General features: G+C 46.5%; 26 protein-coding genes. 21 read left to right on the plus strand and 5 right to left on the minus strand.

Features of this window, described 5'->3' with window-relative positions:
• The first annotated feature begins 81 nt into the window (after positions 1 to 81).
• From menA to ACLVWR_RS08705, 4 genes are read left to right on the plus strand one after another with little or no spacing between them, the layout of a single operon-like run.
• A complete protein-coding gene (menA, locus tag ACLVWR_RS08690) occupies positions 82 to 960 on the plus strand; it encodes a 1,4-dihydroxy-2-naphthoate octaprenyltransferase (protein ID WP_413583416.1) in 879 nt (292 codons plus the stop codon).
• Positions 957 to 1,943, plus strand: coding sequence for an o-succinylbenzoate synthase MenC (menC, locus tag ACLVWR_RS08695; protein ID WP_413583418.1), 987 nt, complete (start codon positions 957 to 959; stop codon positions 1,941 to 1,943). Before menA ends, menC begins: the two co-directional genes overlap by 4 nt.
• The gene (locus ACLVWR_RS08700) at positions 1,925 to 3,085 is read left to right on the plus strand and encodes an AMP-binding protein (RefSeq protein ID WP_413583419.1); all 1,161 of its coding nucleotides are present in this window, start codon (positions 1,925 to 1,927) and stop codon (positions 3,083 to 3,085) included. The genes menC and ACLVWR_RS08700 overlap by 19 nt, the downstream gene beginning before the upstream one ends.
• A 9-nt stretch (positions 3,086 to 3,094) precedes the next feature.
• On the plus strand, positions 3,095 to 3,400 hold the full coding sequence (locus tag ACLVWR_RS08705; RefSeq protein WP_413583420.1) for a (2Fe-2S) ferredoxin domain-containing protein: 306 nt from the start codon (positions 3,095 to 3,097) through the stop codon (positions 3,398 to 3,400).
• Here ACLVWR_RS08705 and ACLVWR_RS08710 read toward each other — a convergent pair.
• The 3 genes from ACLVWR_RS08710 to ACLVWR_RS08720 all read right to left on the minus strand — a co-directional run bounded on the left by ACLVWR_RS08710 (position 3,397) and on the right by ACLVWR_RS08720 (position 6,389).
• On the minus strand, positions 3,397 to 5,319 hold the full coding sequence (locus ACLVWR_RS08710; RefSeq protein WP_413583421.1) for a hypothetical protein: 1,923 nt from the start codon (positions 5,317 to 5,319) through the stop codon (positions 3,397 to 3,399). The two genes, ACLVWR_RS08705 and ACLVWR_RS08710, sit on opposite strands and share 4 nt — an antisense overlap.
• Positions 5,320 to 5,448: 129 nt before the next feature.
• Positions 5,449 to 5,904, minus strand: coding sequence for a YkgJ family cysteine cluster protein (locus ACLVWR_RS08715; RefSeq protein ID WP_413583422.1), 456 nt, complete (start codon positions 5,902 to 5,904; stop codon positions 5,449 to 5,451).
• Positions 5,904 to 6,389, minus strand: a complete 486-nt coding sequence (locus ACLVWR_RS08720) for an acyl-CoA thioesterase (RefSeq protein ID WP_413583424.1) — start codon at positions 6,387 to 6,389, stop codon at positions 5,904 to 5,906. The genes ACLVWR_RS08715 and ACLVWR_RS08720 overlap by 1 nt, the downstream gene beginning before the upstream one ends.
• 12 nt (positions 6,390 to 6,401) lie before the next feature.
• Here ACLVWR_RS08720 and ACLVWR_RS08725 point away from each other — a divergent pair, with 12 nt between their 5' ends.
• From ACLVWR_RS08725 to ACLVWR_RS08770, 10 genes are all read left to right on the plus strand, one after another.
• The gene (locus tag ACLVWR_RS08725; RefSeq protein WP_413583425.1) at positions 6,402 to 7,361 is read left to right on the plus strand and encodes a polyprenyl synthetase family protein; all 960 of its coding nucleotides are present in this window, start codon (positions 6,402 to 6,404) and stop codon (positions 7,359 to 7,361) included.
• On the plus strand, positions 7,358 to 8,431 hold the full coding sequence (locus tag ACLVWR_RS08730; protein ID WP_413583427.1) for a prenyltransferase: 1,074 nt from the start codon (positions 7,358 to 7,360) through the stop codon (positions 8,429 to 8,431). Before ACLVWR_RS08725 ends, ACLVWR_RS08730 begins: the two co-directional genes overlap by 4 nt.
• Positions 8,401 to 9,159 (plus strand): class I SAM-dependent methyltransferase, encoded by a 759-nt coding sequence (locus ACLVWR_RS08735; protein ID WP_413583428.1) that lies wholly within the window; start codon positions 8,401 to 8,403, stop codon positions 9,157 to 9,159. The genes ACLVWR_RS08730 and ACLVWR_RS08735 overlap by 31 nt, the downstream gene beginning before the upstream one ends.
• Positions 9,137 to 10,321 (plus strand): hypothetical protein, encoded by a 1,185-nt coding sequence (locus ACLVWR_RS08740; protein ID WP_413583430.1) that lies wholly within the window; start codon positions 9,137 to 9,139, stop codon positions 10,319 to 10,321. Before ACLVWR_RS08735 ends, ACLVWR_RS08740 begins: the two co-directional genes overlap by 23 nt.
• Before the next feature lie 147 nt (positions 10,322 to 10,468).
• Positions 10,469 to 10,744, plus strand: coding sequence for a DUF2388 domain-containing protein (locus ACLVWR_RS08745; RefSeq protein ID WP_413583431.1), 276 nt, complete (start codon positions 10,469 to 10,471; stop codon positions 10,742 to 10,744).
• A gap of 110 nt (positions 10,745 to 10,854) precedes the next feature.
• Positions 10,855 to 12,813, plus strand: coding sequence for a DUF4105 domain-containing protein (locus ACLVWR_RS08750; protein WP_413583432.1), 1,959 nt, complete (start codon positions 10,855 to 10,857; stop codon positions 12,811 to 12,813).
• Positions 12,814 to 12,827: 14 nt separating this feature from the next.
• Positions 12,828 to 13,238: a DUF2388 domain-containing protein gene (locus ACLVWR_RS08755; protein WP_413583433.1), complete on the plus strand. Its 411-nt coding sequence runs from the start codon at positions 12,828 to 12,830 to the stop codon at positions 13,236 to 13,238.
• Positions 13,239 to 13,318: 80 nt separating this feature from the next.
• Positions 13,319 to 14,212: a PP2C family protein-serine/threonine phosphatase gene (locus ACLVWR_RS08760; RefSeq protein ID WP_340598643.1), complete on the plus strand. Its 894-nt coding sequence runs from the start codon at positions 13,319 to 13,321 to the stop codon at positions 14,210 to 14,212.
• Positions 14,213 to 14,263: 51 nt separating this feature from the next.
• On the plus strand, positions 14,264 to 15,403 hold the full coding sequence (locus ACLVWR_RS08765) for a citrate synthase (RefSeq protein WP_413583435.1): 1,140 nt from the start codon (positions 14,264 to 14,266) through the stop codon (positions 15,401 to 15,403).
• A 195-nt stretch (positions 15,404 to 15,598) separates the two neighbouring features.
• Positions 15,599 to 17,167 (plus strand): L,D-transpeptidase family protein, encoded by a 1,569-nt coding sequence (locus tag ACLVWR_RS08770; protein WP_340598645.1) that lies wholly within the window; start codon positions 15,599 to 15,601, stop codon positions 17,165 to 17,167.
• Positions 17,168 to 17,186: 19 nt separating this feature from the next.
• On the opposite strand, the gene ACLVWR_RS08775 is transcribed toward ACLVWR_RS08770, so the two are convergent.
• On the minus strand, positions 17,187 to 18,080 hold the full coding sequence (locus tag ACLVWR_RS08775) for a universal stress protein (RefSeq protein WP_413583437.1): 894 nt from the start codon (positions 18,078 to 18,080) through the stop codon (positions 17,187 to 17,189).
• 102 nt (positions 18,081 to 18,182) lie between these two features.
• Here ACLVWR_RS08775 and ACLVWR_RS08780 point away from each other — a divergent pair, with 102 nt between their 5' ends.
• Both ACLVWR_RS08780 and ACLVWR_RS08785 read left to right on the plus strand, forming a co-directional pair.
• Positions 18,183 to 18,575 (plus strand): HIT family protein, encoded by a 393-nt coding sequence (locus ACLVWR_RS08780; protein ID WP_413583438.1) that lies wholly within the window; start codon positions 18,183 to 18,185, stop codon positions 18,573 to 18,575.
• 2 nt (positions 18,576 to 18,577) lie between these two features.
• On the plus strand, positions 18,578 to 18,811 hold the full coding sequence (locus ACLVWR_RS08785; protein WP_413583439.1) for a DUF1653 domain-containing protein: 234 nt from the start codon (positions 18,578 to 18,580) through the stop codon (positions 18,809 to 18,811).
• A 44-nt stretch (positions 18,812 to 18,855) separates the two neighbouring features.
• On the opposite strand, the gene ACLVWR_RS08790 is transcribed toward ACLVWR_RS08785, so the two are convergent.
• Positions 18,856 to 19,197, minus strand: coding sequence for a hypothetical protein (locus ACLVWR_RS08790; RefSeq protein ID WP_413583441.1), 342 nt, complete (start codon positions 19,195 to 19,197; stop codon positions 18,856 to 18,858).
• Between the two features lie 314 nt (positions 19,198 to 19,511).
• Here ACLVWR_RS08790 and ACLVWR_RS08795 point away from each other — a divergent pair, with 314 nt between their 5' ends.
• The 5 genes from ACLVWR_RS08795 to ACLVWR_RS08815 all read left to right on the plus strand — a co-directional run bounded on the left by ACLVWR_RS08795 (position 19,512) and on the right by ACLVWR_RS08815 (position 26,444).
• The gene (locus ACLVWR_RS08795; protein ID WP_413583443.1) at positions 19,512 to 20,603 is read left to right on the plus strand and encodes an imelysin family protein; all 1,092 of its coding nucleotides are present in this window, start codon (positions 19,512 to 19,514) and stop codon (positions 20,601 to 20,603) included.
• Positions 20,604 to 22,124 (plus strand): di-heme oxidoredictase family protein, encoded by a 1,521-nt coding sequence (locus ACLVWR_RS08800; protein WP_413583444.1) that lies wholly within the window; start codon positions 20,604 to 20,606, stop codon positions 22,122 to 22,124.
• A 278-nt stretch (positions 22,125 to 22,402) separates the two neighbouring features.
• Positions 22,403 to 24,130: a chemotaxis protein CheA gene (locus tag ACLVWR_RS08805; RefSeq protein WP_413583445.1), complete on the plus strand. Its 1,728-nt coding sequence runs from the start codon at positions 22,403 to 22,405 to the stop codon at positions 24,128 to 24,130.
• On the plus strand, positions 24,127 to 24,894 hold the full coding sequence (locus ACLVWR_RS08810) for a chemotaxis protein CheW (protein ID WP_413583447.1): 768 nt from the start codon (positions 24,127 to 24,129) through the stop codon (positions 24,892 to 24,894). Before ACLVWR_RS08805 ends, ACLVWR_RS08810 begins: the two co-directional genes overlap by 4 nt.
• Positions 24,891 to 26,444 carry a chemotaxis protein CheB gene (locus tag ACLVWR_RS08815; protein ID WP_413583449.1) on the plus strand — a complete coding sequence of 518 codons (1,554 nt, stop codon included), beginning with the start codon at positions 24,891 to 24,893 and terminating at the stop codon, positions 26,442 to 26,444. Before ACLVWR_RS08810 ends, ACLVWR_RS08815 begins: the two co-directional genes overlap by 4 nt.
• Positions 26,445 to 26,455: the final 11 nt, after the last annotated feature.

Genomic DNA, 26,455 nt, shown 5'->3' on the forward strand with positions numbered 1-26,455 from the left:
AGTTCTCCCTCTGATATCCAAGTCCGTTTTTGCCATAGAGAAGTCCTTTTGGTCACATGAAAAACAGTGTATGATGCGCCCATGAGTCAAATTAAGAGTGTTCTTTTAGCTTTTCGCCCTAAAACCCTGACAGCAGCCTTGGTTCCTTGTTTAGCTGCGACCGCTTTGGTGAAAGCCATCGGATTATCCTGGGATGGGGCCGTTTTGTTTTACGCCTTGGCGGCATCTTTCCTTATACAAATTGGCACGAACTTGGTGAACGATGCCGTGGACTTCAAAAAGGGTGCGGATACTGAAAAGCGCATCGGTCCTCAGCGGATTACGCAGGCCGGAGTCCTTTCCGCGAATCAGGTTATGGCATTGGGATCTTTGTGTTTTGCCTTGGCCATTGCTTGTGGGATCCCTTTGGTGATGAAAGGTGGCGTTGCCATCGTCATTATCGGTATTGCTTCAGTTTTGATGGGTTACTCTTACACAGCAGGTCCGTTCCCATTAGCTTACCTGGGCTTGGGTGATTTGTTTGTGATCTTGTTTTTTGGATTGCTGGCCGTGATGGGCATGGTTTTCCTAAATACCGGAGACTGGATGATCGAGGCGTTTATTTTGGGGCTGCAAATCGGTTTCCACGCGACGACCTTGATTGCCATCAACAACCTACGTGACCGCGAGGGTGATAAACTGGTGAACAAAAAAACTATGGCCGTTCGTTTTGGGGTCAAATTCTCCCGCTACGAAATTGCAGCAATGGCGTTTCTGCCATTTGTACTAAATCTTTACTGGTGGTTTGAGGGTTACAAGATCGCAGCCATCGTTTCGATGTTCGCGTTGCCATTGGCTGTGAAACTGACAAAAAATGTTTTTCAAACTGAGCCCGGTCCTGCTTATAATAAGTTTCTGGGGCAAGCTGCCGGCTTGCACTTGGTCTTTGGACTTTTAATCACCTTAGGATTTGCACTTTGATTAAATTGAGCTACCACGAATACAGCTTGAAGCCCTTTACAAATCTAAACTCAGTGAGTGCGGGACTGCCGCGCAGTGGAGCATTGATTAAAGTGGAGTGGCCTCAAGGACTCGTGGGCTACGGTGATTTGCATCCTTGGCCAGAGCTGGGTGATATGATGCTGGCTGATCAATTGGCGGCCCTAAAAAAAGGCAAGATCACTCCACAGATGGAGCAAACGATCTGGCTGGCTCGCAAAGATGCAGACCTTAGAAAAAAAGGAAAAACCATTTTAAGTTCGGGCGAAAAGGTTCGTAACAACTATCTGGTTTCCAATTATGCTGAAATCGTTCCTGGATTTCTGGATGAGTTAAAACGAGCTCAATTCTCCACGATCAAATTGAAAATGGGACGTGACTTGGCAGCTGAAGCCAATGCTGTCACTCGTATTGCAGCAGCTGGATTTAAAATGCGACTGGATTTTAACAGCGCCTGCAGCTGGCAGTCATTTGAAAGATTTTTCAGTGGACTGTCTCCTCAGGAAAAAGTGTGGATCGAATATGTCGAGGACCCATTTCCTTTTGATCCGGATTCATGGATGGATGCAAAAAAGCTTGTCAAAATTGCGCTGGATTCAGCCTACGACAAAGTTGATTGGGATAAAATGATCAAGGCTCCATTTGATATTCTGGTTATTAAGCCTGCGAAAATGGATGTCGATAAAGCCATCGAACGCTGCAAGAAGTTTAATCTGAAAGCCACTGTGACCAGTTACATGGATCATCCCGTGGGTTCAATGGGTGCTCTTGCAGTCGCGATGGAGTGTAAAGAAAACTATCCCAACTTGATGCTGGATGCCGGTTGCATGACGTATCGATCTTACCAAATGGATCAGTTCTCAGCGACTTTGAATACCTCAGGTCCTTATTTCTCCAGCATTAAAGGTTCCGGGGTTGGATTTGATCTGATCCTAAGAGACTTAACGTGGCAGAAACTCAATTAGCTCTGGATTTGAAATCCGACGAAAATCTGATTTTGCTGAATCCGCGTTGGCCACAAGGGGACTTTCAAAAACTGAAGTCACTGGCAGAAGCCGTTCAGGCAGAGCGCGGATTGAAGGGACATGTATGGATTGCGACGTCCGGGTCCACCGCCGAATCAGCCAGCGCTACCAAGTTGGTGGCACTTTCCAAGAAAGCGATCATCTCGTCGGCCGAATCCGTTAATAAGCATTTGAATTCAACTGCAGCTGATGTGTGGACCCAAGTCCTTCCGCATTTCCATGTCGGAGGCTTTGGTATTGAGGTGCGTGCTTTGTTAAGTGGCGCCCGCGTGGTGCCTGCTCTTCAAGATTCCAAGTGGAATGTCGATCATTTCTATCAAGTTCTGATTGATGAAAAGTGCACGCTCTCCGCATTGGTGCCGACTCAGGTTTTTGACCTGGTGGAGAAGGGTTATAAATCTCCTAGTTCAATGCGTGCTATTGTCGTGGGCGGCGGCGCTTTGGATTCTGTTTTGTTTGATAAAGCCCGCGCCTTGGGTTGGCCACTCTTGCCAAGCTATGGAATGACCGAAACTGCCTCACAGATCGCGACGGCGGATTTGGGTTCGCTGGCAGGCTTCGAGTATCCTGATATTGAGCTGCTTTCCCATGCGGATGCCCGTGTCAATGAAGCCGGCTTTTTGGAAGTGACAGCGCAGTCCTTGTTCACTTGTTATGCGCAAAACACCTCAAAAGGTATGGAGCATTGGGATCCAAAAAAAGAAAACTGGTTCACAACTGAAGATCGCGGAGTGGTTGTGGGGCGAGCGCTTAAAATCCAAGGGCGTAGCAAAGACTATGTTAAAATCGGAGGCGAGGGGACGAACGTCGCAAGACTTCGGACTTTGCTTGAACAAGCGGTGATGGACCTAAATCCCCAATGGGTGATGCAGGTGACATTGCTGGATATGCCTTCAGAGCGCCTGGGGGCTGAGATTCATCTGATCAGCACTTTGTCAGACGACGCCAATCGCAAGATTGCAGAATCGTATAGTGCAAAAGTTTTGCCGTTTGAAAAAATAAGAAAGAGCCACACTGTTTTAGAGATACCGCGCAGTGATTTAGGCAAGATTCTGTGGCAGCAGCTAAAGAATTTATTGTAGGAGTAAGCCATGATTCGCAAAGAAGATAATCCCTGGAGTGATGCTCTTGTTATGATTTGCACCAAGTGTGGTAAATCAATTTCAGGAATGAAAGAGGCGAACGTCGCTGACAATCTGAAAATGTATTATAAGAAAAGTCTGAAAGAGAGCGGCGACGGAAAGAAAATCCGCGTAGTAACTTCAAGCTGTTTGGATATTTGTGAAGATGAATTCCAAGCGATCACCATCGCCACAAACGACAAAGTGGAATCCTTTATCATGCACCCCGAAAAAGACCGGGATGCATTCCTGGAACTGCTGAAGAAGAAAGTTTAAGGGATAGGTAAATTAAAGTAGAAATTGAACGGTGGCGCGGTAAAGAGCGCTCCCGAAGTGTTCAAGGTCAGATTTAGCATTGTATCCGTATAGCTGCCATCAACCTTCATATATAGCTTATAGTCAAAGGTCCCATAAGGGTTTACCGTAAACACTGTATTTTCCTGATATGGATTTAAACAGGATGCATCCGTATAGAATTGCACTTTGCCGTTGGCCCCTGCAGAAGTTGTATAGAACGACAGTTGAATGGGAGTGCTGGCCGGGATTTGCACGTTGTAAGCATCTAGGTATGAAAGTGTCATCCAAGAACATGTGTCACGTAAAGGTGAGTTGGAAACGGCTAGGTTGTGGACGTAATACATCGCCTCTACGCTGACAGAAATTCCGCGTGGAGTTGAAGTCAAGGAGCTCGTGGACACGGTTACTTGCGTGGACGAATTTTGAGCTGCCGTTGATTTAACATAAAAAGTTTTGTTCAACTGCCCCTGGGGGATAGTCAAACTGCTGACTGAGTTGATACATGTTGCATCTTCATAAAGCTGCAAGCCAGCCATTGTATTTGTGCTGGTGACTGAGACGATATAGGTCTGGTCAGCCGGAACAGCTGTCCAACTACTATTAGCCAAATTGACTTTGTACATGGCACATTGGCTGCGGCTGATGTTGGATGGACCGCCTAAGTCAATTTTCGCCACGACCGTATCATTAGAAAGATCGACTCTTACCACGTAAGCAGGGTTGTCGTAGTTAACGTCAGAAACCGTGTAGTTCAAGTTAACTTTAACCTGATTGTTTGATGAGGCTCCGCTGTAATTGTATTTTATGTACGTTGTAGCATTCGAAATACTTGGTCCAAATACGATTGAGGATGTTTTGGAGCTTGCATTACAATCGTTCTCTGTGAAGAACTCCAGTTTGGCATCTGACGGAGCGACATCCACCGTCAGGCTGGCAGTTTCATATGCAGAGTTTTTGGAGTAGGTCATGCGCTGTAGGGTGATCGGCTGGCAGACGTTTTTGTAAATCGTCCCGGGAGCATCAATCAGTGCGATAAAACGACGATTTGAAGCAGGATCACGTAAAGTTACATTTGTCGCTGCAGCAGCTTGAAGTCCGCCACTCATAATCACTGGAGTAAAGCCAATGATAGAGTCGACAGGTGATGTCGGCATGCGGGCGTAAAAAGTGATCATGCCTTGTTTGGCTGGGATCGAAAGAGAGGACACGGACTGAGTTGAGTTCGTACAATCAGTTCCGTTCAAATAATAATTAATTCCGGAGCTTCTTGAATCCTGAACTGCAAATGTGACAGCGGTGTTTGTCGACGTTTCATTGCCATTGGAATCAGTTGCATAGGCATTGAACATTTCACACTGTCCGGCACCGGCAAAATCAGCAGGAAAGACTTTTCTTAAAGTCACGTGTGTGGCGATGGTATTTCCGCTGCCTGGAGTGCGATTGTTTGTGATCGTCAAAGTGCGTGTGTCGCCAAACCAGGTTTCGCCTTTGATCAGGATGTGCTCGACATCATCGTTATCATCAGTTGCATCAATGCCCCAGATACTTAATAGGTCTGCTGAAGTCAGATAAATATCAAATGATCCGTCAGAGCAATCGGAGTCGTTGGTGATGCTGCCAAGGGATGTACCTGAAGTATTTGGAGAAGTCGGTGGAGAATGAAACGAGTCCTCAGTGAAGCCAATTACGACCGGCCCCACACGAGTATCGCAAGAACCTGAAATGCGAACGTAGCCTTGCTCCTCCATGTCCTGATCAAAAGGACTGGAGCTGGATAACACGGGTGCCGCAAGTTTTCGGCCCAATGTTGAAACCGCCACCTCCGGATCTTTACATCCGGATAAAAAGGCTGCAGAAAGCATTATAAGTAAGAGTGATTTTCCACTTACGTTCATCATGGAATACTCTTCGACATGCTAAGCTTTGGTCTTAAGACTTAGATTGAGAAACTTTCAGATTGTAAGATTACCGTCTCAGGGTGAGACGGGGCTTTGATTCAATCTTCGACGGCGTATCGAATTGGCTGGTTATTTGCCCCAACCCTTTTCGCTTTCGATTTGCTCGCGCAATTGGCGCTCGATGCTTTCAGCAGGAACCAGTTTGCCGCGACCCACTCCAGGGCAGAAGGCTTTAACGTCTTTCGCCCATGATTTGGCATTCATGACTTCCGGCCAAAATGGCCAAGTACGACACTGAGTGGGGCGTGCTTCATACACTCCGCAGCCCTTGCCTTTTAAGAACATGCAGTCGGTATTTTTAGGGTCTTCTTTCAAATGCCAGATGCCGCCAGTTTTTTCGCAGTAGCGGCGCGTGAAAGCGGAAGTACTGATTTTCAAATGTTTTGCAAAACGCTGACGGTCTTCAAGGTTTAGATAAACGAAGCCATACTCGCCGTGGGAAGTGCAGCATTTGCCGGAACCCGTGCATTCAAAACGCACGCCCTCTCGCCACCATTCTTTGCCTGTAAATTGAAACTCTTCCATTAGTTTTGCTCCAAATAAGGTTCCAAGCGCGATTTCATAAGTGCCGGAATCGCTGCTTTTTGTTTGGTCTTCATATCCAAAACCGAATGAACCATTGTAACCACGGCGTGAGTTTTGGAACCTTGAGTGAACACATACTTCATCTTGAACGAAGTTTCACCGAAACTTGCCACATTGACGGCGATTTCATAAGTCTCACCCGGGAAAAAGGGAGCCAGATAATTGGCTTCAGAGTGACGAAGAGGAATCGCATAGTCGGGACCGTTGAAATACTCTTTCCAGGTATAGCCGGCATCCACGATGAACTGCTCAAAGGTGTCGTGGGCAATCCCGTAAATATTCCCAAAAAACATGATTTTAGCGGGGTCCGCTTCCCTGAAAGTCAGGGTCTTTTTCGTTCGGAAGGTTTTATTCATAATGATTGGAACTTTAAGACTGTTCTGCCCTTGACAGCAAGCGCGAATATCAGCATTTTGGGGCCTCATTAGGAGTCTCAATTGTCGCGCAATGTCATTGATCTGAAAGTCTATGATTCCAGGGATTTCCCTGCCTACTTACCAAAGCTGAATAAGCTTTATGATGATCTCTTTTCTGGAGGCAAAGGCTTCCGCGCGAAATTGATTCGTATGATGGCTTCAAGCATTTCTCTGGATGGAAAGTCCGAGCATCTGCTGGCGCAAACGATCGAGTTCATCCACAACGCATCTTTGTTGCATGATGATTTGATTGATCGCTCCCATCTTCGCCGCGGAAAAACCACGGCATGGATGAAGTACACACCTGAATACGCAGTTCTTGCCGGTGATTACTTGCTGGCGCGTGTGATGGTGAACCTTTCCGGTCACGGCAATATCAAACTGGTTCAATACACAGCTGAAATCATCTCGGACCTTTTAGAAGGGGAGTGGTTGCAGGATTCAGTCGTGGGTGATTACTTCGTCACTCTTGAACAGTTGGATCGCATTCATAATCTTAAAACAGCTTCTTTGTTCAAATGGTGTATTCGTGCACCATTCATTGCACAGGAGCGCTACGATTCTGAACTTCATCAGATCCTGGAAGAGATGGGCACGCTATTGGGACAATTGTTCCAGCGCTCCGATGATCTTTTGGACTATGACATCCGTAACGAAGAGGGCAAGGCGATCCTGGGTGATTTGAAATCAGGTTATCTGAACTCATTTGGTGCTTACATCACTTCCGGTCGCTCCCGTCAGGAAATTGATCAGATCGTAAAATCCAAAAACCTGGAACAGTACTACGCAAGTATCGGTGGCAAAGACGTCTTTGATCAAAAGGTGCAGGCCTTTGATGAAATGAACAAATCCCTGATCGCCATGTACGACCATCACCTTGAGCGTTTGAAAAAACATTTGAAGCCTGGTGAGGAAAAACTGATCGATCAGCTTCGTCCACTGACAGAAATTCTTTACTGGAGAAGGAAGCCTTCTTCGTGAATGAGTTCGTTACTCTAAGCAAGAGTTCCCCACAGTTTGAATCGTATTTGCTGGGCACGTTTTCGAAAGAAAAACGCGCCTTGCCTGTACAGACTTTGAATGTGAACTCTGCTTCGGAGACGGTGACGTTTAAAATCGTACCGGTCAGCTCCCTGGAGTTTCCTCCACGTCTGGTGCGAATTCTGCAAACCATCAAGATCAGAAGTTTTCTGTTCATCCTGGTTCCTTTGTTTCTGCTTTTGACAAAAAATATTGCTGATCAAACATTGCGTGATCCGATTTCAACTGTGATCGCGACAGTGGGTTTGATTTTCGCATTTATTTCCGTGAATCTGCGCAACGACTACACCGACCATATTCGCGGGGTGGATCGGATCTTAGAGCGCAGTGGCAGCCGGGCCATTCAAAATGGCTGGACGACAGCAGCACACATTAAAACTCTTTCCACAGTCTTCCTGCTGTTGGCTTTTGCATGCTCAGTGCCGGTTATGGTGACTTACACCGATGTCGCCTACCTGGTGGTGGCTGCTGCGATAATTGGATTGTGGGCACAGTTTCAAAAACGTGTTTCCTTCAAATACCAAATTGGTGGTGAGATCTGTCTGTTCCTGTTGTTCGGACCACTTTTGACCGTGTCCTATCAACTGTCGATGGGAGCACCCTACGATATTGAATCCCTGTGGATTGGCGTTGTCTGGGGTTGGGCAGTTTTGTTTGTGGTTCACTTGCGCAATTTCATCAATATTTTGCCAAGCTCCCAAGCGGGCTTCCGTAACACCGTCAATTGGCTGGGCTTTGATCGCTCGCGCCGTTTGATTGCCATTTGGTGGTTTGTCTACCTGGTTATTAATTTGTTCTATCATGCGGTTTATGCCGGAAAGTATTGGGGAGTTTACGTCAGCGTAGCCCTGGTGCTGTTGTCCTTTAGTTTCATTGCCAAGCTAAAGGCACTTTCCAGTCCGGTGGGCGGCGATGTTCGCCAGGTCTTCAAATACGGTTTCACATTGTTCTTATTCACTATTGGACTGTGGGTGTTTGAATGTCTTTGGTATCTGTTTCTGACCAGATAAAAAACATCTGCGTCGTTGCAGATGAATCCGGTCTTGCAAAAGGACAGCATTGGGCGAAATTCCTTGGCTGTCCGTTAAATCCTCCCTCATTGGATCCTTACTATTTCCGCTTCAACGTTGAAGGCGATCGCGTGTACGTGCGCGATCAGGACAAGCGAAAGCTGGAGATCAATTTCGACGAAAATCATCTGGATTACGAACGCAAAGGTCATCGCGGCAAGCAGGAGATTATCGCCAAAGCACTGGGCGCAGCCAAGGGCTGCAAGAAGGTTTTGGATCTTTCTGTGGGGATGGGGATCGACAGTGTGTTTTTGACTCAACTGGGATTTCAAGTGACGGGAGTCGAGCGCTCGCCCGTGTTGTATGCATTATTGAGCGAAGCTTTCGAAAGTACTCAAAAGGAATATTTGAAATCCTATCAGCTTCATTTTGCCAACAGTCTGGAATTTTTGCGCGAACAAAAAGGCAATATTGAAATCGATTCCATTTATTTTGATCCGATGTATCCGCATAAAAAGAAGTCCTCATTACCCAAACAAGAGATGGTCGTATTCCGCGATTTGGTGGGGCACGATGACGACGCTGCGGAAGTTTTGAAGGAAGCATTGAAGTGGCCTGTGCGCCGTGTGGTGGTGAAAAGACCGATCCATGCCGAGCAGTTGCTGCCAGGAGTGATTCACTCCTTTGAGGGAAAGGTGGTTCGTTATGATTCTTATGTGGTTGGGTAGTTTTGTCCTGATGATGTTCGGTCTGACGATGTCGCAGAAAAATGCGGCTCAGCTTTTTCAGAACTTTCAAAAATCTTTTTTGGATAAGAATCTGGATCAACCCAAGATGATCAAGATGTTTCAGTACTGCCTTGATGTGGTCCTGCTGGACGTGTCCCCGCAAAAGTCACTGTATGCAGGATTGGCGATGTACAATCTGCGTATTGGAGGATTGCGCTCCAGTGCTTTGGTGATGTGTCTGTCCACACTGGGTGCATGGTGGGTGGCATTGTTGGGGATGCTTTTCCTAAACTTTAATGGCTCGTTCTTGTTGGGGCTTTGCTTTTTGGGACTTGTTTCCGTGGTGATGACTCCCAATGTTCGCACTATTCTGAAATGGATTCTGGGCGCGGGCATCTTTTTGATTGGCGGGGAGTTGATGCTAAAAAACTCCAACGTCCTGATTATGGCTTTGGGGCAAAGTGATTTCGCCTTTTTCCTGGCTGATGGGCGTTTCCCGGCCGTTGCCTCCATTATGTTGGCAGCAATCGTGATCAGTTTGGTTGTGCGTGTGGAGTTCTGGTCTCTGGTGTTGGCTTTGTCGTTGGTTTTTGTGAATGTGATTTCTATCAATGGGGCTATTGCATTGATTGCCGGTGAACGTATCGGTCGCATGCTTCTTTTCTGGTGGCATTCACGAGCTTTGAATCAGGATTGCCGTCGTGTGGGGATGCAGTTTTCATTGGCGTCCATTGCAGGTGTTATCATGGGGCTTTTGCTGGCCGGTGAAGTGCGTGTGACCATGAATATGGGATACACGGCAGAGATGACGGCTTATCAGGAAAAAAGTCTACAACTGGTGATTCTATTCCTGATCATCCTGGGTGTGCAGTTTGTCGCACAAATGGTATGGGGGCACTTTGGTGGGAGCTCCAAAGTGGACGAATTGCAGGATGCAAAATACATTTCCAAGGTTTGGTTTACTGAAGAGTATGCTTCCGTTGGAGTATATGTTTGGGCAAAAAACAAAATCCATAAACGCCTGAGTGAAGTTCGTTACCACCTTCAAGGTTTGGGTACGCTTCAAGAGGGGCAGGTACCGGCCCCTATACAAGAACGTCTGAAAGAAGAAGAAAAGCAACTTGCGCAGCTTGAGGCTTTGCTGGTTTCAAGTGCGCAATAATCAGATTTTTGTTTCCAATTTTGGGCTGCTGTCGATACTTTGAGCAGCCCGGATCGAGTTCAGCGAAATTCCCGGGTGGTCCGTCTGTTGCAAATAGAACAACGGATCAGCTGAATACTGCTCAAGCTAATATGGGAAGGATGCAAAATGAAAACGGTTTTATTTGTTCTAGTCACGGCTCTGTCAATGAATGCGATGGCAATTGAGATCACTACATCCGTTAAAATCACTCAGGCTAATCAAGCGAACGAAGACTACAAACGCATATTGATGGGTGCTCAGGATGATGCAGCAATGTTTATTGCATCAGAGGGCCAAGTACGCGGGCCTAGCTTGCAAGCGGCTCTTGAAGCTGTTCGCCATGTCAATAGAACCTCTGCAACTGATCTGCAAATTGCTGAAGAGATTTTGAAGCTAAAATAGCTGCCAAAAACCGGCACCTGTTCATCTTTAAAGCATCCCCAAAGGCTTATAACCGATTGGTTCTATTTGAGAAAGCCTTTCTGTGGCAGGGAGTTTGAAGGTTCCTGGGAATGATGAAAAAACCAAACTTCATACATTTACTGGCCTTTTCCCTTCCACTGTTTTCTGTGGTTTCGGCCCAGGCTTTTGAATACCAGTTGGTGACTCCACTTTCTTCATCACAAAAGGTCGCTGTTCAGGCGTTATTGAAGCAAGCTGAACAAAAGCTTCCTGAAACTTTGAAATCGGCATTAAGTACTGTTGAAATTCGTTTTGCCAAGCTTCCTTCCTTTGGATTGCAATCTGCTTTGGGTGCTGCGAGCTACAATCGCAGAGACCTGACTCTGGATAACAGCACTCTGGCTGAAATCGTCAAGGGCCCCCTTAATTCCAAAAAGACTGATCGCAAGCATCAAAACATGTACGCCGAAATTCTTGCGACAGTATTGCATGAAACCACTCACTTGTATGACTTCGCCAATGTTCATAGTGATTCTGAAAAAGAAATGATCAGACGCTGTGATACCAAATTTCCCAAGACCAAAGAAGAACGTATACGTGATGGTGCTCGTCCCTATGCCTGCAAATACTATGAAAACATGACCACGTCGTTCTCTAAGAATCCTTACTTTCTGCAAGTGGCAGGTTGGGCTGGGCAGGCAGACAACGGTCTGAATCAACGAACTCCGGATCTTTATGAACTGCAAAATCCCAAAGAGTATCTTGCGGTGAATATGGAATATTTCCTGATGGATCCGCAGTTTAAATGCCGTCGTCCGGGTATGTACAAGATACTATCCAATCACTTTCAGCACGTTCCGTTTATGGATGTGACTTGTGAAAGGGAGCTGGGCTATGTGATTCCAAATAGCTCCTATAAATTGGCGCAAGTTCTTTCAATTGATCCAAACCGTGTTTATCAAGTTCATTATCTGTTTGCAGAAAAAGGCAGTGACCTGTCCGCTGGATGGGGGCATGCGATGGTGCGTTTGGTGACTTGCTCTCCACAGCGCAAAATCGTGGGGCCGGATTGCCTCCGCGATATTGAGTATCACCTTGTTTTAAGCTATCGCGCGTTTGTCGACTCCTTACAGTTGAATGCTTGGGCGGGATTGGTTGGAGACTACCCTTCGCGTTTGTTCATTCTTCCATTGAATCAGGTTATTGATGAGTATGCGAAAACTCAATTCCGTGCTTTGCGCAGCTTGCCTCTGGCGCTGACACGGGCACAGATTAAAAATCTGATTGAACGTTCGGTTGAAATTCACTGGGGCTACAACGGCAAGTATAAGTTTATTACGAATAACTGTGCGACGGAAACTATGGATCTGTTGCAGTCCGTTCTGTTGTCACCGGCAATCATGAATACTGAAATTAAGACACCAAAAGGATTATATGATGTCCTTTTGAAGCAAGGGATTGGAAATGAACGCGTGTTCTTCGATATGAAGTCTGCGCTGGAATTGGGTTACTATTTTGATTCCTATGAGGAGCGCTATAATAAGACTTTCGAGATCATTCACGAAGCCGGCATGACCGGTGCCAAGGATTTTAAGCAGTGGGTTGAATCAACGGCGGTTTATCGTAATGGGATCATTAAAGGTATCAATAAATCCCAAGCCAATTATAAGAAAATAACGGCTTCATTGTTCGTGTTGGAACTTGCGGCACAAAGACAATTGCAGAACGTGATTATGCAGGAACTGACTCAGGTCATTTCAGAATCCCAGAAGCAGAGTGGAAGCTCAAATAGTACCGGAGTAAAAGCTGCGGACAACTACCTTGAGCTTTCCCAGTTGTTTGCGAAACCATCTTCCTTCTTACCAAAAGGTTCCGGCTATGGTTTGCCGGATTCCAAAGAAATGTCCCAGGCATCGGCTTTAGTGGAACAAAAAGCCAACGACGCGGTGGAGATTTCCAAAGAAACTCAGAGGATAGCTGATCAGTTGACGGATCCTATGCTTCTGAAAGAAGTCGAAACAAGTAACGAAAATATTAAATTGCTACAGACGCTGCTTCGCGAGAAGTAGGAAAGGGTGACCCTATGAAAAAAGCGGTTCTAACAACAATCATTTTACTTACTGGTGTATCTGCGATGGCTCAATACTATCCAGGTCCTGTACCTCCTCCAGCGCCAGGCCCGGTTTACTACCCAGGTGGTGGACACCACGGTGGTGGTCATCACGGTCGTTCAAATAACGACGAGGCTATGTCGGCGATGAGTGCCGCGACGGGTGCCATGTTTTTATCTTTGGCGAGTATCTGCTCAACAGGTCCAGGCTGCCACTACAAACAGTTGATTAACAGCGCGAAAGACGATGCGGCTTTGTTCCTTGTCGACGGAACAAAAGGTGCCAAACTGGTAAAAGCTCTTGAGGAATTGCGTGCAGCGGTTCCAACAGATAAGAGCTCTGATACTCAGTTGGCAGAAGCGATCCTGAACTTCAACGAATAGTCATATCTCGACCCGACCAAGGACCGAGTCAGGAATCACTGCCTGACTCGGCCTGAAAACAAATCTAAAATAAGAGCGCTATGTCGAATGATCCAAACGCTCTTAAAGAACGCATCTCAGATTTAGAACATGAACTCGCTGTCAAAGAAGCCGAGGTTCATCGTTATCGCCTGGAACTGGGCAAAGCCAATCAAGCTTTAGAGAAAATGATCATGCAAATGAGCCAGGAACTGAAGATGGCTCAGACTCTGCAAAAAAAACTTTCCCCCACTGAGCTTCCCAACGTACAAGGTTTTGAATTCAGCACCAAGTTTTTGCCAGGAACTCGTTCCGGTGGTGACTACTTTGATATCTTCGAACATGAAGACAAACTCAAATTTGGGATTCTGATTTCTAGCGCGACGGGCTACTCGCTCTCGTCGATGCTCCTTTCGGTTATCATTAAAATTTCATCTCAGATGGAAGCGCGTCGCGGCCTTGAAGCCCACAAAGTAGTGGGTATATTGGCTAAAGACGTTGTTCCAAATATTACGAATGAAGATCGCGCGAACATTTTTTACGGAATCGTCGATCGACGCAGTTATGAATTTCAGTATTGTTCAGTAGGTGACATCGATGGATTTCACCAGATCTACGGCAAGGAAGGTCTTTCTGAGCTCATGGCGACAGGACCAAGCCTTGGTAAGGATTTTAACACGGAGCCTCAAAGTCGCACGGTGCAATTGAATCCCCGTGATAGACTGATACTGGCTACTGAAGGACTTAAAAACTCTCAAAACTCATTGGGGGTTGGCTGGGGCGGGCACAATCTGATGGATGCCATATCCAAGGCACCTCGTCAGGGTGTTCACGAGCTGCGTAACGAGATTCTGTATTTGAATCAACAGTACACCGGCAAAGAAGACCCCGTTCGTGATCAGACTCTGATCGTCACTGAAGTGAAGGATCGAGTGATCAAGCTTGCCAAGAACTAGCTGTTTTTATATGACTTATTTTATCTAATTCCACTGGAAAGGAACCCCACAATGGCAGAAGTAAATATCTACGAAGGCGCCTTGGATAAAGGCTTAGAAGGCGTAGTAGCATGTACAACGAAAGTATCTTTTATCGTTGGCGATAATCTTAATTTCCGCGGTTACACAATCGACGATTTGGCTGCGAACTCGACATTCGAAGAAGTGACTTACCTTCTTTGGAACGACAAACTTCCAAATGCTTCTGAATTGGAAAAATTCTCTAAAGAGCTTCACGCTGAAATGGCGTTGTCTCCGGACTTTATCAAAGTTCTAAAAGGCATCCCAACTGACGTTCACCCAATGGGTTGGTTGCGTACGGCTGTTTCTTTGATGGCTCACTACGATAAAGATGCTAACGACATGTCTGCTGAAGCAAACCTTCGCAAATCTGTTCGTTTGACGGCGAAAATGGGAACTCTTCTTTGCGCGTTCGATGCAATCCGCAAAGGCAAAGAGCCTGTAGCTCCAAAAACAGACAAGTCTATGGCTTGGAACATGATGTACATGCTTACTGGCGGTAAAGAGCCTAATGCTGAACACGTGAAAGTAATGGACACTTGCTTGATCCTTCACGCTGACCATGAATTGAACTGCTCTGCATTCGCAACGCGCGTAACAGCTTCTTCTCTTTCTGATCTTCACTCTGCAATCGTTTCTGCAATCGGCGCTCTTAAAGGTCCTTTGCACGGTGGTGCGAATGAACAAGTTATCCTTATGCTTCAAAAAATCGGCACAATGGATAAAGCTCAACAATTCGTGAAAGACGCTCTTCAAGCGAAAGAAAAAGTTATGGGTATCGGTCACCGCGTTTACAAAAATGGCGACCCTCGTGCTCGTATCCTTCGCGCTATGTCTGAAAAATTAACTAAAGCGGCTGGCATGGAAACTATGTACCAAATGTCGACTTTGATCGATGATACTATGTACAAAGAAAAAGGTTTGATGCCGAACGTGGATTTCTATTCTGCGACTGTGTACTTCTCAATGGGTATCCCAACTGATTTGTTCACTCCGATCTTCGCAGCTTCTCGTATCTCTGGCTGGTGTGCACATGCATTCGAGCAATACGCGAACAACCGTATCTACCGTCCTCGTGGTAAATGGGCTGGTAAAGAAGGTTTGACTTGGAAACCTGCTAACCAAAGGTAGCAATCACTCCGACTCACGTCGGAGTAGGTATAAAAAACTTTGGTCTCAAAAGGGAGTCGTAAGACTCCCTTTTTTATTTGTAGGAATGCAGTCCATTCGTTTTGATTTCGAAATTTTCTGGCCGACGGCCTTGCTGACTCTAACATTCAAGCCATTGCGGTATGAGTATGGAGGGAGAGCAAGGAGAATCTAGCTATGAAAATACCCTGGAGAGTCTTTCTTGGTTCATTTGCCGTTGTGTGCCTCTTTGATGCAGAACCCGTCGGTGCCCAATACACTTCAGGTCCGAATGGCCAGCGCGAGTACTTTCCCGCAGCTGACTATATAGCCTTGTTCGAGAACATGAGTGTGGACGACATCCGAAACACAGTTTTGCAGTCCTGGATTCATGGCGTGAATCCGGCATATTATTGGCGTTCTGATATGGAAAAAGCATATCAATCAGGCGGAGCAACTGCGCCGGGCCTGAAAGCAAAAGCCGACGAATATTACTTGAGACTCTTGAAGGATGTTTCAGTGGGAAGTGTCAACCCAGAGCAGCTGGGACCTGATATTAAGCTTTCCAAAAAGAATTTCATTTCTGTCAAATACCTGCAGATGCTTGTGAATGCGAGCGGTAATAAGCCAAATCTTGTGATGGACAGTCTGGCGCCACAAAGTCCGCCGTACAATTCATTGAAGGCCGCAATGGCAAAGATTTATCCATCTTGCAGTGATGGGACCTGGGCGCCGTTGAAGCCTTTTAAAAAGGCCCTTAAATTCAATACTAAAAATCCTGCTGTCATCGACATTAAAAAACGCCTCAATCTGCTTGGCTACCCAATTGGGAACTTTGATGAAACCTTTGATGCTGAAACGGTGCGGGCGATTAATGACATTCAATGGAATCTGCATTGGAAACCCGATGGTGTGTTGTCTCCAGGGGGCCGTACCTGGAAGTTCTTAAGTGTGTCGTGTAAAGATCGTACACGTCAGTTGCAAGCTGACATGGAAAAGATGCGCTGGTTTCCACAAACTTTTCCTGAACGATATGTATTTGTAAATACGGCGATGACGTACTTCGGGATGGTGGATCGGGCGCAACCTTACTCCATGGCATTTAAATCTATCAGTGGCCGTCCTGCCAGAAAAACTCCGACCATGGCCGACAGTATCGTACGGGTCATTCTTAATCCATTCTGGGTGGTACCGCCTACGATCTTTATTGAAGACAAGGTTGAAGAGATCAAAAAGCTAAGCCGGTCGGAAATAAACCGTTACTTTGACTCGCACAACTACGAAGTTTGGAACAGGGAGTTCACGAAGCGGTTGGATCCTGCAAGTATCGACTGGTGGGCGATTGATTCGGGTGCGGATGCAAACATCTACATTCGACAAAAGCCACATATGGGAAATGCCTTGGGAGTGGTCAAGTTTGATCTCACCAATTCATACTCCATTTATCTGCATGACACCAACCAACGGGAACTGTTTGCGCAAGCGAACAGGCAGCTAAGTTCGGGTTGTGTGCGATTGGAAAAACCTTTGGATCTGGCCGAGTATCTGCTGAAGGGAACGGAGTGGGATCGCCAAGCAATTGAAAGCACCGTAGCGCAACCCGGTCAGGTCATGACCAAGGATACTAAGATCAGATTACCGCAGGCGATGCCGGTCTATATCGGCTTTATTACCTCGCAAATGTTTTCGGATCGCGTGATCCGGTTTGCAGAGGATTCATATAAGCAAAATTCAGCAATTCTATCGTTGATGCGAGCGCCTTTCTAGGGCGCTCGAAGACCAGAAACTACTTACTGTTGGAACGAATAACGATCGTCGGGATGGAGCTGTTCTTGATCGTATCCCGGGCTGTGCTTCCCAAGAAGGCTTTAACAAATGAGCTTCTTCCATGGGTGCCCATCACCAGATATTGATATCCACCTTTGCCGGTTTCAGCAGTGATCGCTGCCTGTGAGCTGGCGCTGTTGTCATCAATTTTGAACGAACATTTCACGCCGTCCACTTTGAAAAGTTTGACCTTCTTCTTAAGGGCTTCCAACGATTTTGAATTCAAAGTGTTGATGGTGCCTTCATCGATAAAATTAGTTCCAGACATTGCGGCATACTGATCGGCGATGCGCAGAGTTTCCACTGAGGAGTATAGTAAGACGACCTCGGCCTTGAGGGCTTTCGCCAGTCTTTTCGCATAAGCTTCAGCGCGGCGACTGTTGTTGGTAAGATCGGTTGCCACCAGTATTTTACCTTTGTCAGCGGGTGCCTTCGTTACTTTGGGTCCAATGACCATGATTGGCACGATGGCATTTCTGACGACTTCTTCGGCAACGCTTCCCAGAAAAAATCTCTCCAGTCCCTTTTTTCCCTGACTTCCCAAAACAATCATTCCGGGCGCAGGAGAATTGTTTTCGAGCCTGAATATCTCGTCGACTGGATTTCCGTAGGCTTCCACAACTTGAACTTTTGGGTTGTTTTGGCGAGCCGTATCCAGGGATTTCCTGATGCGTTCGCGGTCGGCGGATTTCAAAGTGATATCGATAGGGTTTTGAACATACAGAAGTTTTACGGGTGCTTTTAACTGGGTTGCAAGATTCAACCCGCATTGTCGAATTAGCTCAGACCTTTTTTTAGCACCGGGGGTTACATCCAGCACGTCATCGGCAATTAACATATACTTGCTCGCCATAAACACCTCCGAATACTATTGTACTCCTTGTCAGAGTCGAATGTCATTGCCTGAGTTTTGTCTCACTTCTATACTTTGAGGGCTAAAGAAGTGAGGGAGCAAATGGCTTCAATTTTTACGAAGATTATCGCTGGTGAATTGCCTTGTTATAAAATTTATGAAGACGACAAAGTATTGTCATTTTTGGCATTGGATCAGGTGAATTTGGGACATACTTTGGTCATTACCAAAGAGGAGTTCAATCATTGGACAGAAGTTCCTGCTGACACTTATGCGCATCTACATAAAGTTTCACAGAAAATCGGAAAAGCAGTTTTAAAAGCTTCCGGATCTCCACGTGTGGGGCAAATTGTGGCGGGGTTCGAAGTCCCTCATTATCATCTGCACTTGATTCCGGCTTGGTCCATTCCTGATTTGGATTTTAAACGTGCACAACGCCGATCTGATTCTGATATGAAACAAATTCAGCAGGAAATCATTAAACACCTGGGGTAGTCATGCAAAAGCCGAAAGCTCCGGTCAGCGGTGCCATTTACAAACACTATAAGGGCAAGTTCTATCGGGTGATCGGAGTGGGAAAGCATTCTGAAACGATGGAGGATATCGTTCTGTACGAATGTTTGTATGAAAATTCACTGGGAAGACTTTGGGCGCGGCCCTTGGAATTGTGGTCGTCACCTATTGAGGTCGATGGGAAAATGGTTCCGCGATTCGAGTTTCAGTACGAATAAAAAAATCCCCGCGTATCAGGCGGGGATTTTTTTGAAACTATAAGTTACTCTGGGATTTGGCAGGAGACTTCAAGCAGAACGTCTCTTCTCCAGATTGTATTAACAACGGAGTCGCCGGCTTTTAACAAAGTTGCATCAGCGTAGTAACGGGCTTCACCAGCAATATCAAAAATTTCAAGGGAAACACGGCTGCCGTCATTGTTGCGAATGCGGAAGCTGTAGCCATCAATGTCACCAATTTTACCGTAGCCGTTCAAAGTTGGTTTGATCACTGTTTCCAGTTGTAGATCATTGTTTTCAGTAACTGTGCAGGAAACCTTCAAGTCTGTGGCTTGCGCGGATGCGCCAATCAAAGTCATCAAAGCTGCCGTAATTAGAGTTTTCATCGTTCCTCCTTGAACATCCTAAATTCGCAAATCTCCGACTCCGTCGGAGGGGTTTGTCATTCTTACAAGGGGCTTTCTTTTCTTCCCGACTGATTCTCAGTTGGTAGTCAGCGGGGAGCATAATTTCAGGGTGAATTTGACGTTTGTTAAGGTCACCTATATGACTCCGCAAGCCCTTATTTATCTTTGCAGGCCTTTGCCTCGGAGAGTACTGATTTGAAGGAGCCGTGCATTCGTTCCGGTCGTTGCTCCAGTACGAATGCCAATCACTAATATCCTGGACGTTTGGGCCAGGCAATTTAACAGGAGACGAAATGAAAACTCTGAAGTTAATGGTAGCCGCATTTTCGGCAGTGTTCGGGATGAGCGCATCCGCAGCCAGTAATCAGGAAATCATCAGCCATATTTCCTATAACGTGATCTCTGCAACATATGTTGAGTTTGCTCATGCAACAGTTTCTTTAAAGCAAGCAGTCGATATTTTCGTTCAAAACCCAAATGAATCCACCTTGGCGCAGGCTCAGGCTGCTTGGCGTGGTGCTCGCATGCCATGGGAGTCCTCTGAAGCTTTCTTGTTCGGTCCGGTGGATTCTCTTGGAATCGATCCGATGCTGGATACATGGCCTTTGAATAAGCAGGATCTTGATTCTGTGTTGGCAATCAACACTCCAATCACGACGGATATGATTCGCGGACTTGGAACAAACCTTCAAGGTTTCCACACGATCGAGTATCTGCTGTTCGGTGATGGTATCCGAACTAATTCCAGACCCTTGTCTCAATTCACACAAAGACATTTTGAATACCTTCAAGCAGCAGCCCAATTGGAAATGGAATATGCTGTGGCGTTGGCCAATTCCTGGACAACCAACTACAATCCGGAAGATGCAACAACTCCGGGTTATTCTGCGATCTTTGCTCAACCGGGTGCAAATAATCCGTTTTACACTTCCGACGCTGCAGTCATGGAAGAGCTTGTGAATGGCATGATCGCCATTGCAGACGAAGTTGCCAACGCAAAAATTGCGGAGCCAATGGGAGCTGATATTAGCTCGGCAAATGTGGGCTTGATCGAGTCTCCTTTTTCCTGGAACTCCCTGAATGATTATACCTTCAATATCCGTTCAATTTACTCGGTTTATACAGGTACCTACAGAACATCCAAAGGACCTGGAATCAAAGCCATGGTTGAGCGTCACAATCCTCAACTGGCACAACAGATTGAACAACACATCCTTGCATGCATGCAGTTGATTCAGGCGATCCGTCCTGCAGGCGGCGGTGACATGGGTCAGGCGATCTTCACCGTGGATGGTCGTCAACGTGCAACTCAGGCGATTCAGGCATTGAATCAGTTGCAAGCCGTTTTGGAAACACAAGTTTTGCCCTTGGTTGACAAGCAATAGATGAAAACGCCAGCTCTGCTATTAACACTTCAATTGTTCATTGGTGGAGCTGCGATTGCCGCTTCAAATTCCCAAGCCATCGACATGGATTACGTGCACGCGGTCTTGTCGGGTGGTGATACCACAGTTATTTTTAAGCGAGAGTCCATTCAGGCTTTTAGAAATCCGGCTGCAAATTTGACTGAGGATGAAATCCGCCGTCATTTTACCGGTGATGCTTTGTTCGAAAGAAATTTCTCTGACGATCCTTCGCGCCAGGATCATGGCTTGGGTCCTGTTTTCAACAATACAAACTGCAATGCCTGCCACGCCAAAGACGGTCGCGGAGCTCTTCCTGTTTTGCCAATTGGTCAGGAGAAAGTTTTGCTTCGTCAAAACGAAGCGGTTTTCTTAAGAATCAGTATTGAAACGGCATTCCCACAACCGAAGTCTGCTGCCAATAATTGGGGAGCACCGACTCCGGTACCCGGTTTTTCTGATCAATTGTTTCACTTGGGTTCATTGGGAGTTCGTCCGGAAATGCAAGGTGTCGGTCAGGCTCAGGTTTGGATGAGCTATGAAACTTCCCAGTTCACATATCCTGACGGATCAGTTGTTGGACTGCGCAAGCCGATTTTCGCAGTGACTGCACCGTACGACCAGTATTTTGACTCAGTGACCGGGCAAGTTCGGTCACGATTGTTCGAGAAAGACGTTAAGATGGGTCCTCGTATGGGGACACCGATGATCGGCTTGGGATTGCTTGAGGCGATCAAAGAATCTGACATTCGGGCTTTGGCGGCTCGCGATCTGTCGGCGGAAGGAATCTCCGGTCAGGTAAACATGGTATTTGATATTGAAAAATCCATGAGAGGTGAAGCTTATCCGGTGTCGTTGGGTCGTTTTGGATTGAAAAACAACACGCCTTCGGTATTTCATCAGTCGTTGGGGGCTCTTCGTGGTGATATCGGCGTAACTAATTATGCTTTTCCCAATGAAAGCATCGTGGGTACACCGCTTTATGAGAAGTTCATGGAGAACCGTCCACCACTTCCAGCGCCTCAGGCATCAAATCAGGTTGCCGACGATATAGTGTTTTATTCTCAAACACTGGCTGTTCCTTCCCGTCGCAATGTGGATAATCCCGTGGTAATTGAAGGCGCCCGATTGTTTAACCAAACCAGTTGCACGAGTTGCCATCAACCAAGTTTTGTGACGGGACCTCATGCGATTTCGGCCTTTGCCAATCAAAAGATTTACCCATTCACTGACATGCTACTGCATGACATGGGACCTGGTTTGGCGGATGGTCGCAGAGATTTCGATGCTTCAGGTAATCAGTGGAAGACTCGTCCATTATGGGGTATCGGACAAACTCAAACGATCAATCCACGCGCTGGCTTTCTGCATGATGGACGTGCACGCACTCTGGAAGAGGCCATTTTGTGGCACGGGGGCGAAGCGGAATATTCCAAAACCAAATTTACTCAACTTACCAAGGATCAACGTATCGCTTTGATTCAGTTTTTGAAGTCCTTATAATCAAGACTTAGAAACAGTGGAAACCCAGACTCCGAATCAGTTATGATTTACGAAAGCCTCTATTGGGGCTGGGAAGGGGGTGGTCTTATGGTTAAAACATGTGACATAACCAAGGCGGAGGTGGCGGCTTCTTAGCCGACTCGACCTTCGCCGAGGAATCGAAAGCATTCCAAAACAAAGGCGGCTCTCAAGGCCGCCTTTCCTTTTTCTAAATCTGGCCCTCGCATTTTAGTTCTTAGCCTCTCTTAAATATACGAAATTCCGATAAATTCACAGCTATGATGGATGATCAAAACGACGCAAATGATCTGCCGGATTTTTCCGGACTGATAGACTTTGAGCAAATCGAAGAGGTTTCGCGCGTCTTTTTTGAGGAGTCCAAAGAAGTTCTACAAGGTCTCGATGCGCAAATCATGAAGCTTGAAGATGCGCCAAATGATATCGAGCAAATCAATGTGTTGTTCCGAAAAGTACATACTATCAAAGGCAGTGTGGGATCTGTTCCCGGCGGTCAGTTGCTGGCTTCCCTTTCACACGAATTCGAAGCATTGCTTACGCGTATCAAGCGTGAATCGCAAACAGTCTCCAAGGAATGCATCGATTTATTCCTATTGAGTTCGCGTCTGATGAAGCAACTTGCGGATGCCTTGCGTGAAAAGCGTGACTTGTATCCGGAGGAGCTAAGCGAAGTGATCGAAACAATCACTCGTTACAATGGTTTCCAGTTTTCAGGGGAAGCTCCCAAGAAATCCAAGAAGATCTCAAAGTCATCTGCTCCATCAAGTGATGAGGATGGCGTTTGGATGTCGACCAAGCAACTGAATGAAATGCTGCGCTTAAGTGGTGAGCTGCTGGTGCTTAAGAACTTTTTTTCAATGATGAATCAGACAGTGAACTTCCGCATGGAACCGGAACTGTTTGAGCGTCGCCAATCGGATTTTTCACAAAACCTCTCCAAGATCACAGATCAATTCCAGAGCCAGCTTCAGGTGATTCGCAAGGAAAAGGCCGAAGAGAGCTTTCAGGGAATTCCGGTCTTGGTTCGTCAGACGGCGACCGAGCTTAATAAGACAGTGAACCTGGAGATGACCGGTCTGGATTTTTTTATCGATAAGTCTTTGGCGAAGGACATTTCTGAATCACTGATCCATCTGGTGCGCAACTCCATCGATCACGGTATTGAAGATCAGTTTGAAAGAACGGTGGCAGGCAAGCCTTCCATTGGACAGTTGTCGATCGAAATCACTGATCGCAGCGGGACCATCTATGTTGTCATGAAAGATGACGGTAAAGGTTTGGACCGCGAGCGCATTCTAAAACGGGCTCTTGCCAATGAACTGATCAGGCCTGAAGAAGTCGGTTCTGTTTCTGATGAAGAAATATATAAGTGTATTTTTGAGCCAGGGTTTTCCACCAAAGAAAAGATCACAACCGTCTCCGGTCGTGGTGTGGGAATGGATGTGGTATCAACCCTGGTTGAAAAATACGGTGGTAGTATTTCAATATCAACTCAAAGTGGCCTGGGAACGACTTTTACTCTTGTTTATCCGGCGCCTTCGCATATTCTGGTGGAAGCCGCAATGCTGGCGACTTGGAATGGTTTCCAAATTGCCGTGCCGTTGACTTCCGTGGCCCATATCACCTCGTGCAGTGGCCTGCAGTTGAATCGCATTGAACATCTTCGCTATTGTCAGTTCCACAATCAAACAGTGCCGCTACTAAGTTATCAGGAGATTCGTGAAGACAGATTGAATCTGGACGAATCCAAAGTGTCGGCAAGCACTGCTGTGTTTATCAGAGTAAAAAACTCAATGGTGGCATTGTTGGTGGATCGGGTAGAGGCCCAGACAGATCTTGTGGTTAAGGGATTCGGGAATATCGTTAAAGAGCAAAAGGGCTTTAAAGGGTTCTCGATTCTTGCAGATGAAAAGGTCACCTATATCATTGATCCTGAACAGTTGCTGGCAATGTTAAAACAGGCTCTACCTATGGAGAACGCGGCATGAGTGACATCTTCGGCGATGATTTTACATGGGAATTGAAAAAGTACTTCCTGGAATCAACCAGTAAAGATGTTGAGTCGTTTATTGATTTGCTTGATGACTCGACGCTGGCGAAAGTCACGCTGGAGATACGCGAATCCGTCGATTCCTGGCAGATCGATGCCAAAACCAATGAGTTTGCTCAGTTGGAATCCTGGCTTGTCGACTTTAAAAGCAAAATAGACTCCTTGGACACCGTTGAACAGTTGCGCACGGGACTCGGCTTGCTGCTGAAGTATTTAACTGCGCTTTTGACGGAAAAAAAGGACAGTGAGGAACTTGCCGCTCGATTCCCGCTGGTTGCGCAAAGCAATCGCGAAGCTCTGTTCCTGCATTGCAAAACCGGAACTCAGGAATTTGTTGTTCCGATCGGCAACGTCATTGAGATCAGCGGAGTTCTGCCTGTGTACATACTGCCGGATGCCCAGCCGGGTTTGGCAGGATTGTTGCCGTTCCGTGGGGATGCGATTCCGGTGATTGATTTGAATTCCTACGGCTTTCAATCCGTGGATTTAAGTAAGTGCTACTATGTCATCTGCGAACATGAAGGCATGCGCTTTTCATTGAAGGTGACAGAGGCAGACGAGTTAATAAGTTTAAAAGACAGAGATATGCAAAACTTAAGTGATCATCCAACGATGCTTTCGGTGCCTTTCATCAAACAATTCTTTGTAAAAGACAAGCACAGCGTGATGGTACTCGACATTGAAAAGTTGGTGGCCGCATGAATTCACACTATTTGTATCCAGGTAAGTACGCAGCATTTAAAGAAGAGACGATTATTTCAACCCTGCTCGGCTCTTGTGTTGCCGTCGCGATCTTTGATCCGACTACAAAAATTGGCGGGTTGAATCACTATCTTTTGCCCGAAGCCCAGTCAGGGGAGCGTGCAAACTCCCGCTATGGAAACTTTGCCATTCAGATGCTTGTGGATGATTGCCTGCGTTTAGGCGCAAATCGCAGTCAATTGAAAGCAAAGATTTATGGCGGTGGCAACGTTATCAGTGTGTCCTCGCTGGGGGATGCCATTGGTTCACGCAATATCGAATTTGCAGAATCCACATTGCGGCAGATGGGTATTCCCATCGTTGAAAGAAACGTGGGTGGTGAATCCGCTCGCACGATTAAATTCAACACCGCCACTTCGGATGTTCTACACAACCAAACGAAAGAGGGCAGCTCGGACAGTCCTGTCGATGTTTCGGGATTTAAGCCTTTGGCGGTCGCCAAGAGCATTAAGGTGTTGATTGTCGATGACTCCGCAACGGTGCGCACCTTGTTTTCCAAGATTTTCACTCAAAGTGGTTTGGAAGTTGTAGGAGCTGCAGCGGATGCCTACCAAGCCCGTGATTTGATCGTAAATAAAAAGCCTGATGTGATGACCCTGGACATTGAGATGCCCAAAATGTCGGGCGTGATGTTTCTGGAAAAGATCATGAAGCACTTTCCGATTCCAGTCGTGATGGTTTCATCGTTGGCGAATACAGGTGAAGCAGCCCTTAAATCCCTGGATTTGGGTGCCGTGGAATTTGTCCATAAGCCATCGCAATTTGACCCTCAAGTCTTAAAGCAACTGGCGGAAACCCTTGTCACCAAAGTACGCGCAGCCGCTTCGGTGAATGTGATTAAAAAAATCAAAGAAACTCCGGCACCTGAAACCAGAGTTTCAACACCAACAGTGGCGGTTCGCCGCGCGGCTGAATTGAAGATCGTCGTGGTGGGTGGAAACTCGGGCAGTGCCGAAGCATTGGAGAAATTTATCACCAATCTGGCAGCGGATACACCGCCGGTGGTTGTTTCCTGCAGCACGGTTGCAAACTTCGTGACCGCCTATCTTTCCAAACTCAAAGGAAACTCAAAAGTTTCTCTTGTGGTGGGTAAGGATGGGGATTTCCTTCGAATGGGACACGTGTATTTCGTGCCTTCCGAAAATCACGGTAAGATCGTGCCCGGAGCTCAAGGCCCTATGTTAAAACTGGAAAAGGGCGCGCCAGTGGCTTCTCAATTGCCTTCCAGCAACGTGTTGTTTCAATCTGCAGCAAGCGCATACGGGAAAGGTGTTTTCGCGGTCCTTTTGGGTGGATTTGGTACGGACGGCGTAAATGGTTTGACCGAAGTGCAGAAACTTGGTGGCGCGAGTGTTGTACAGAATCCATCTGAAGCTCAGTTTCCGTATGGACCACAAAAAGCCATTGAACTTGGCGTAGCGGATGAGGTACTAAAAGCAGAGGCTTTGGCTGGATACTTAATGCAGTATCGTAACCAAAATCTTTACTAATACTGTTCCTT

Source organism: Bdellovibrio sp. HCB288 (genome assembly GCF_047305935.1).
Taxonomy (GTDB): domain Bacteria; phylum Bdellovibrionota; class Bdellovibrionia; order Bdellovibrionales; family Bdellovibrionaceae; genus Bdellovibrio.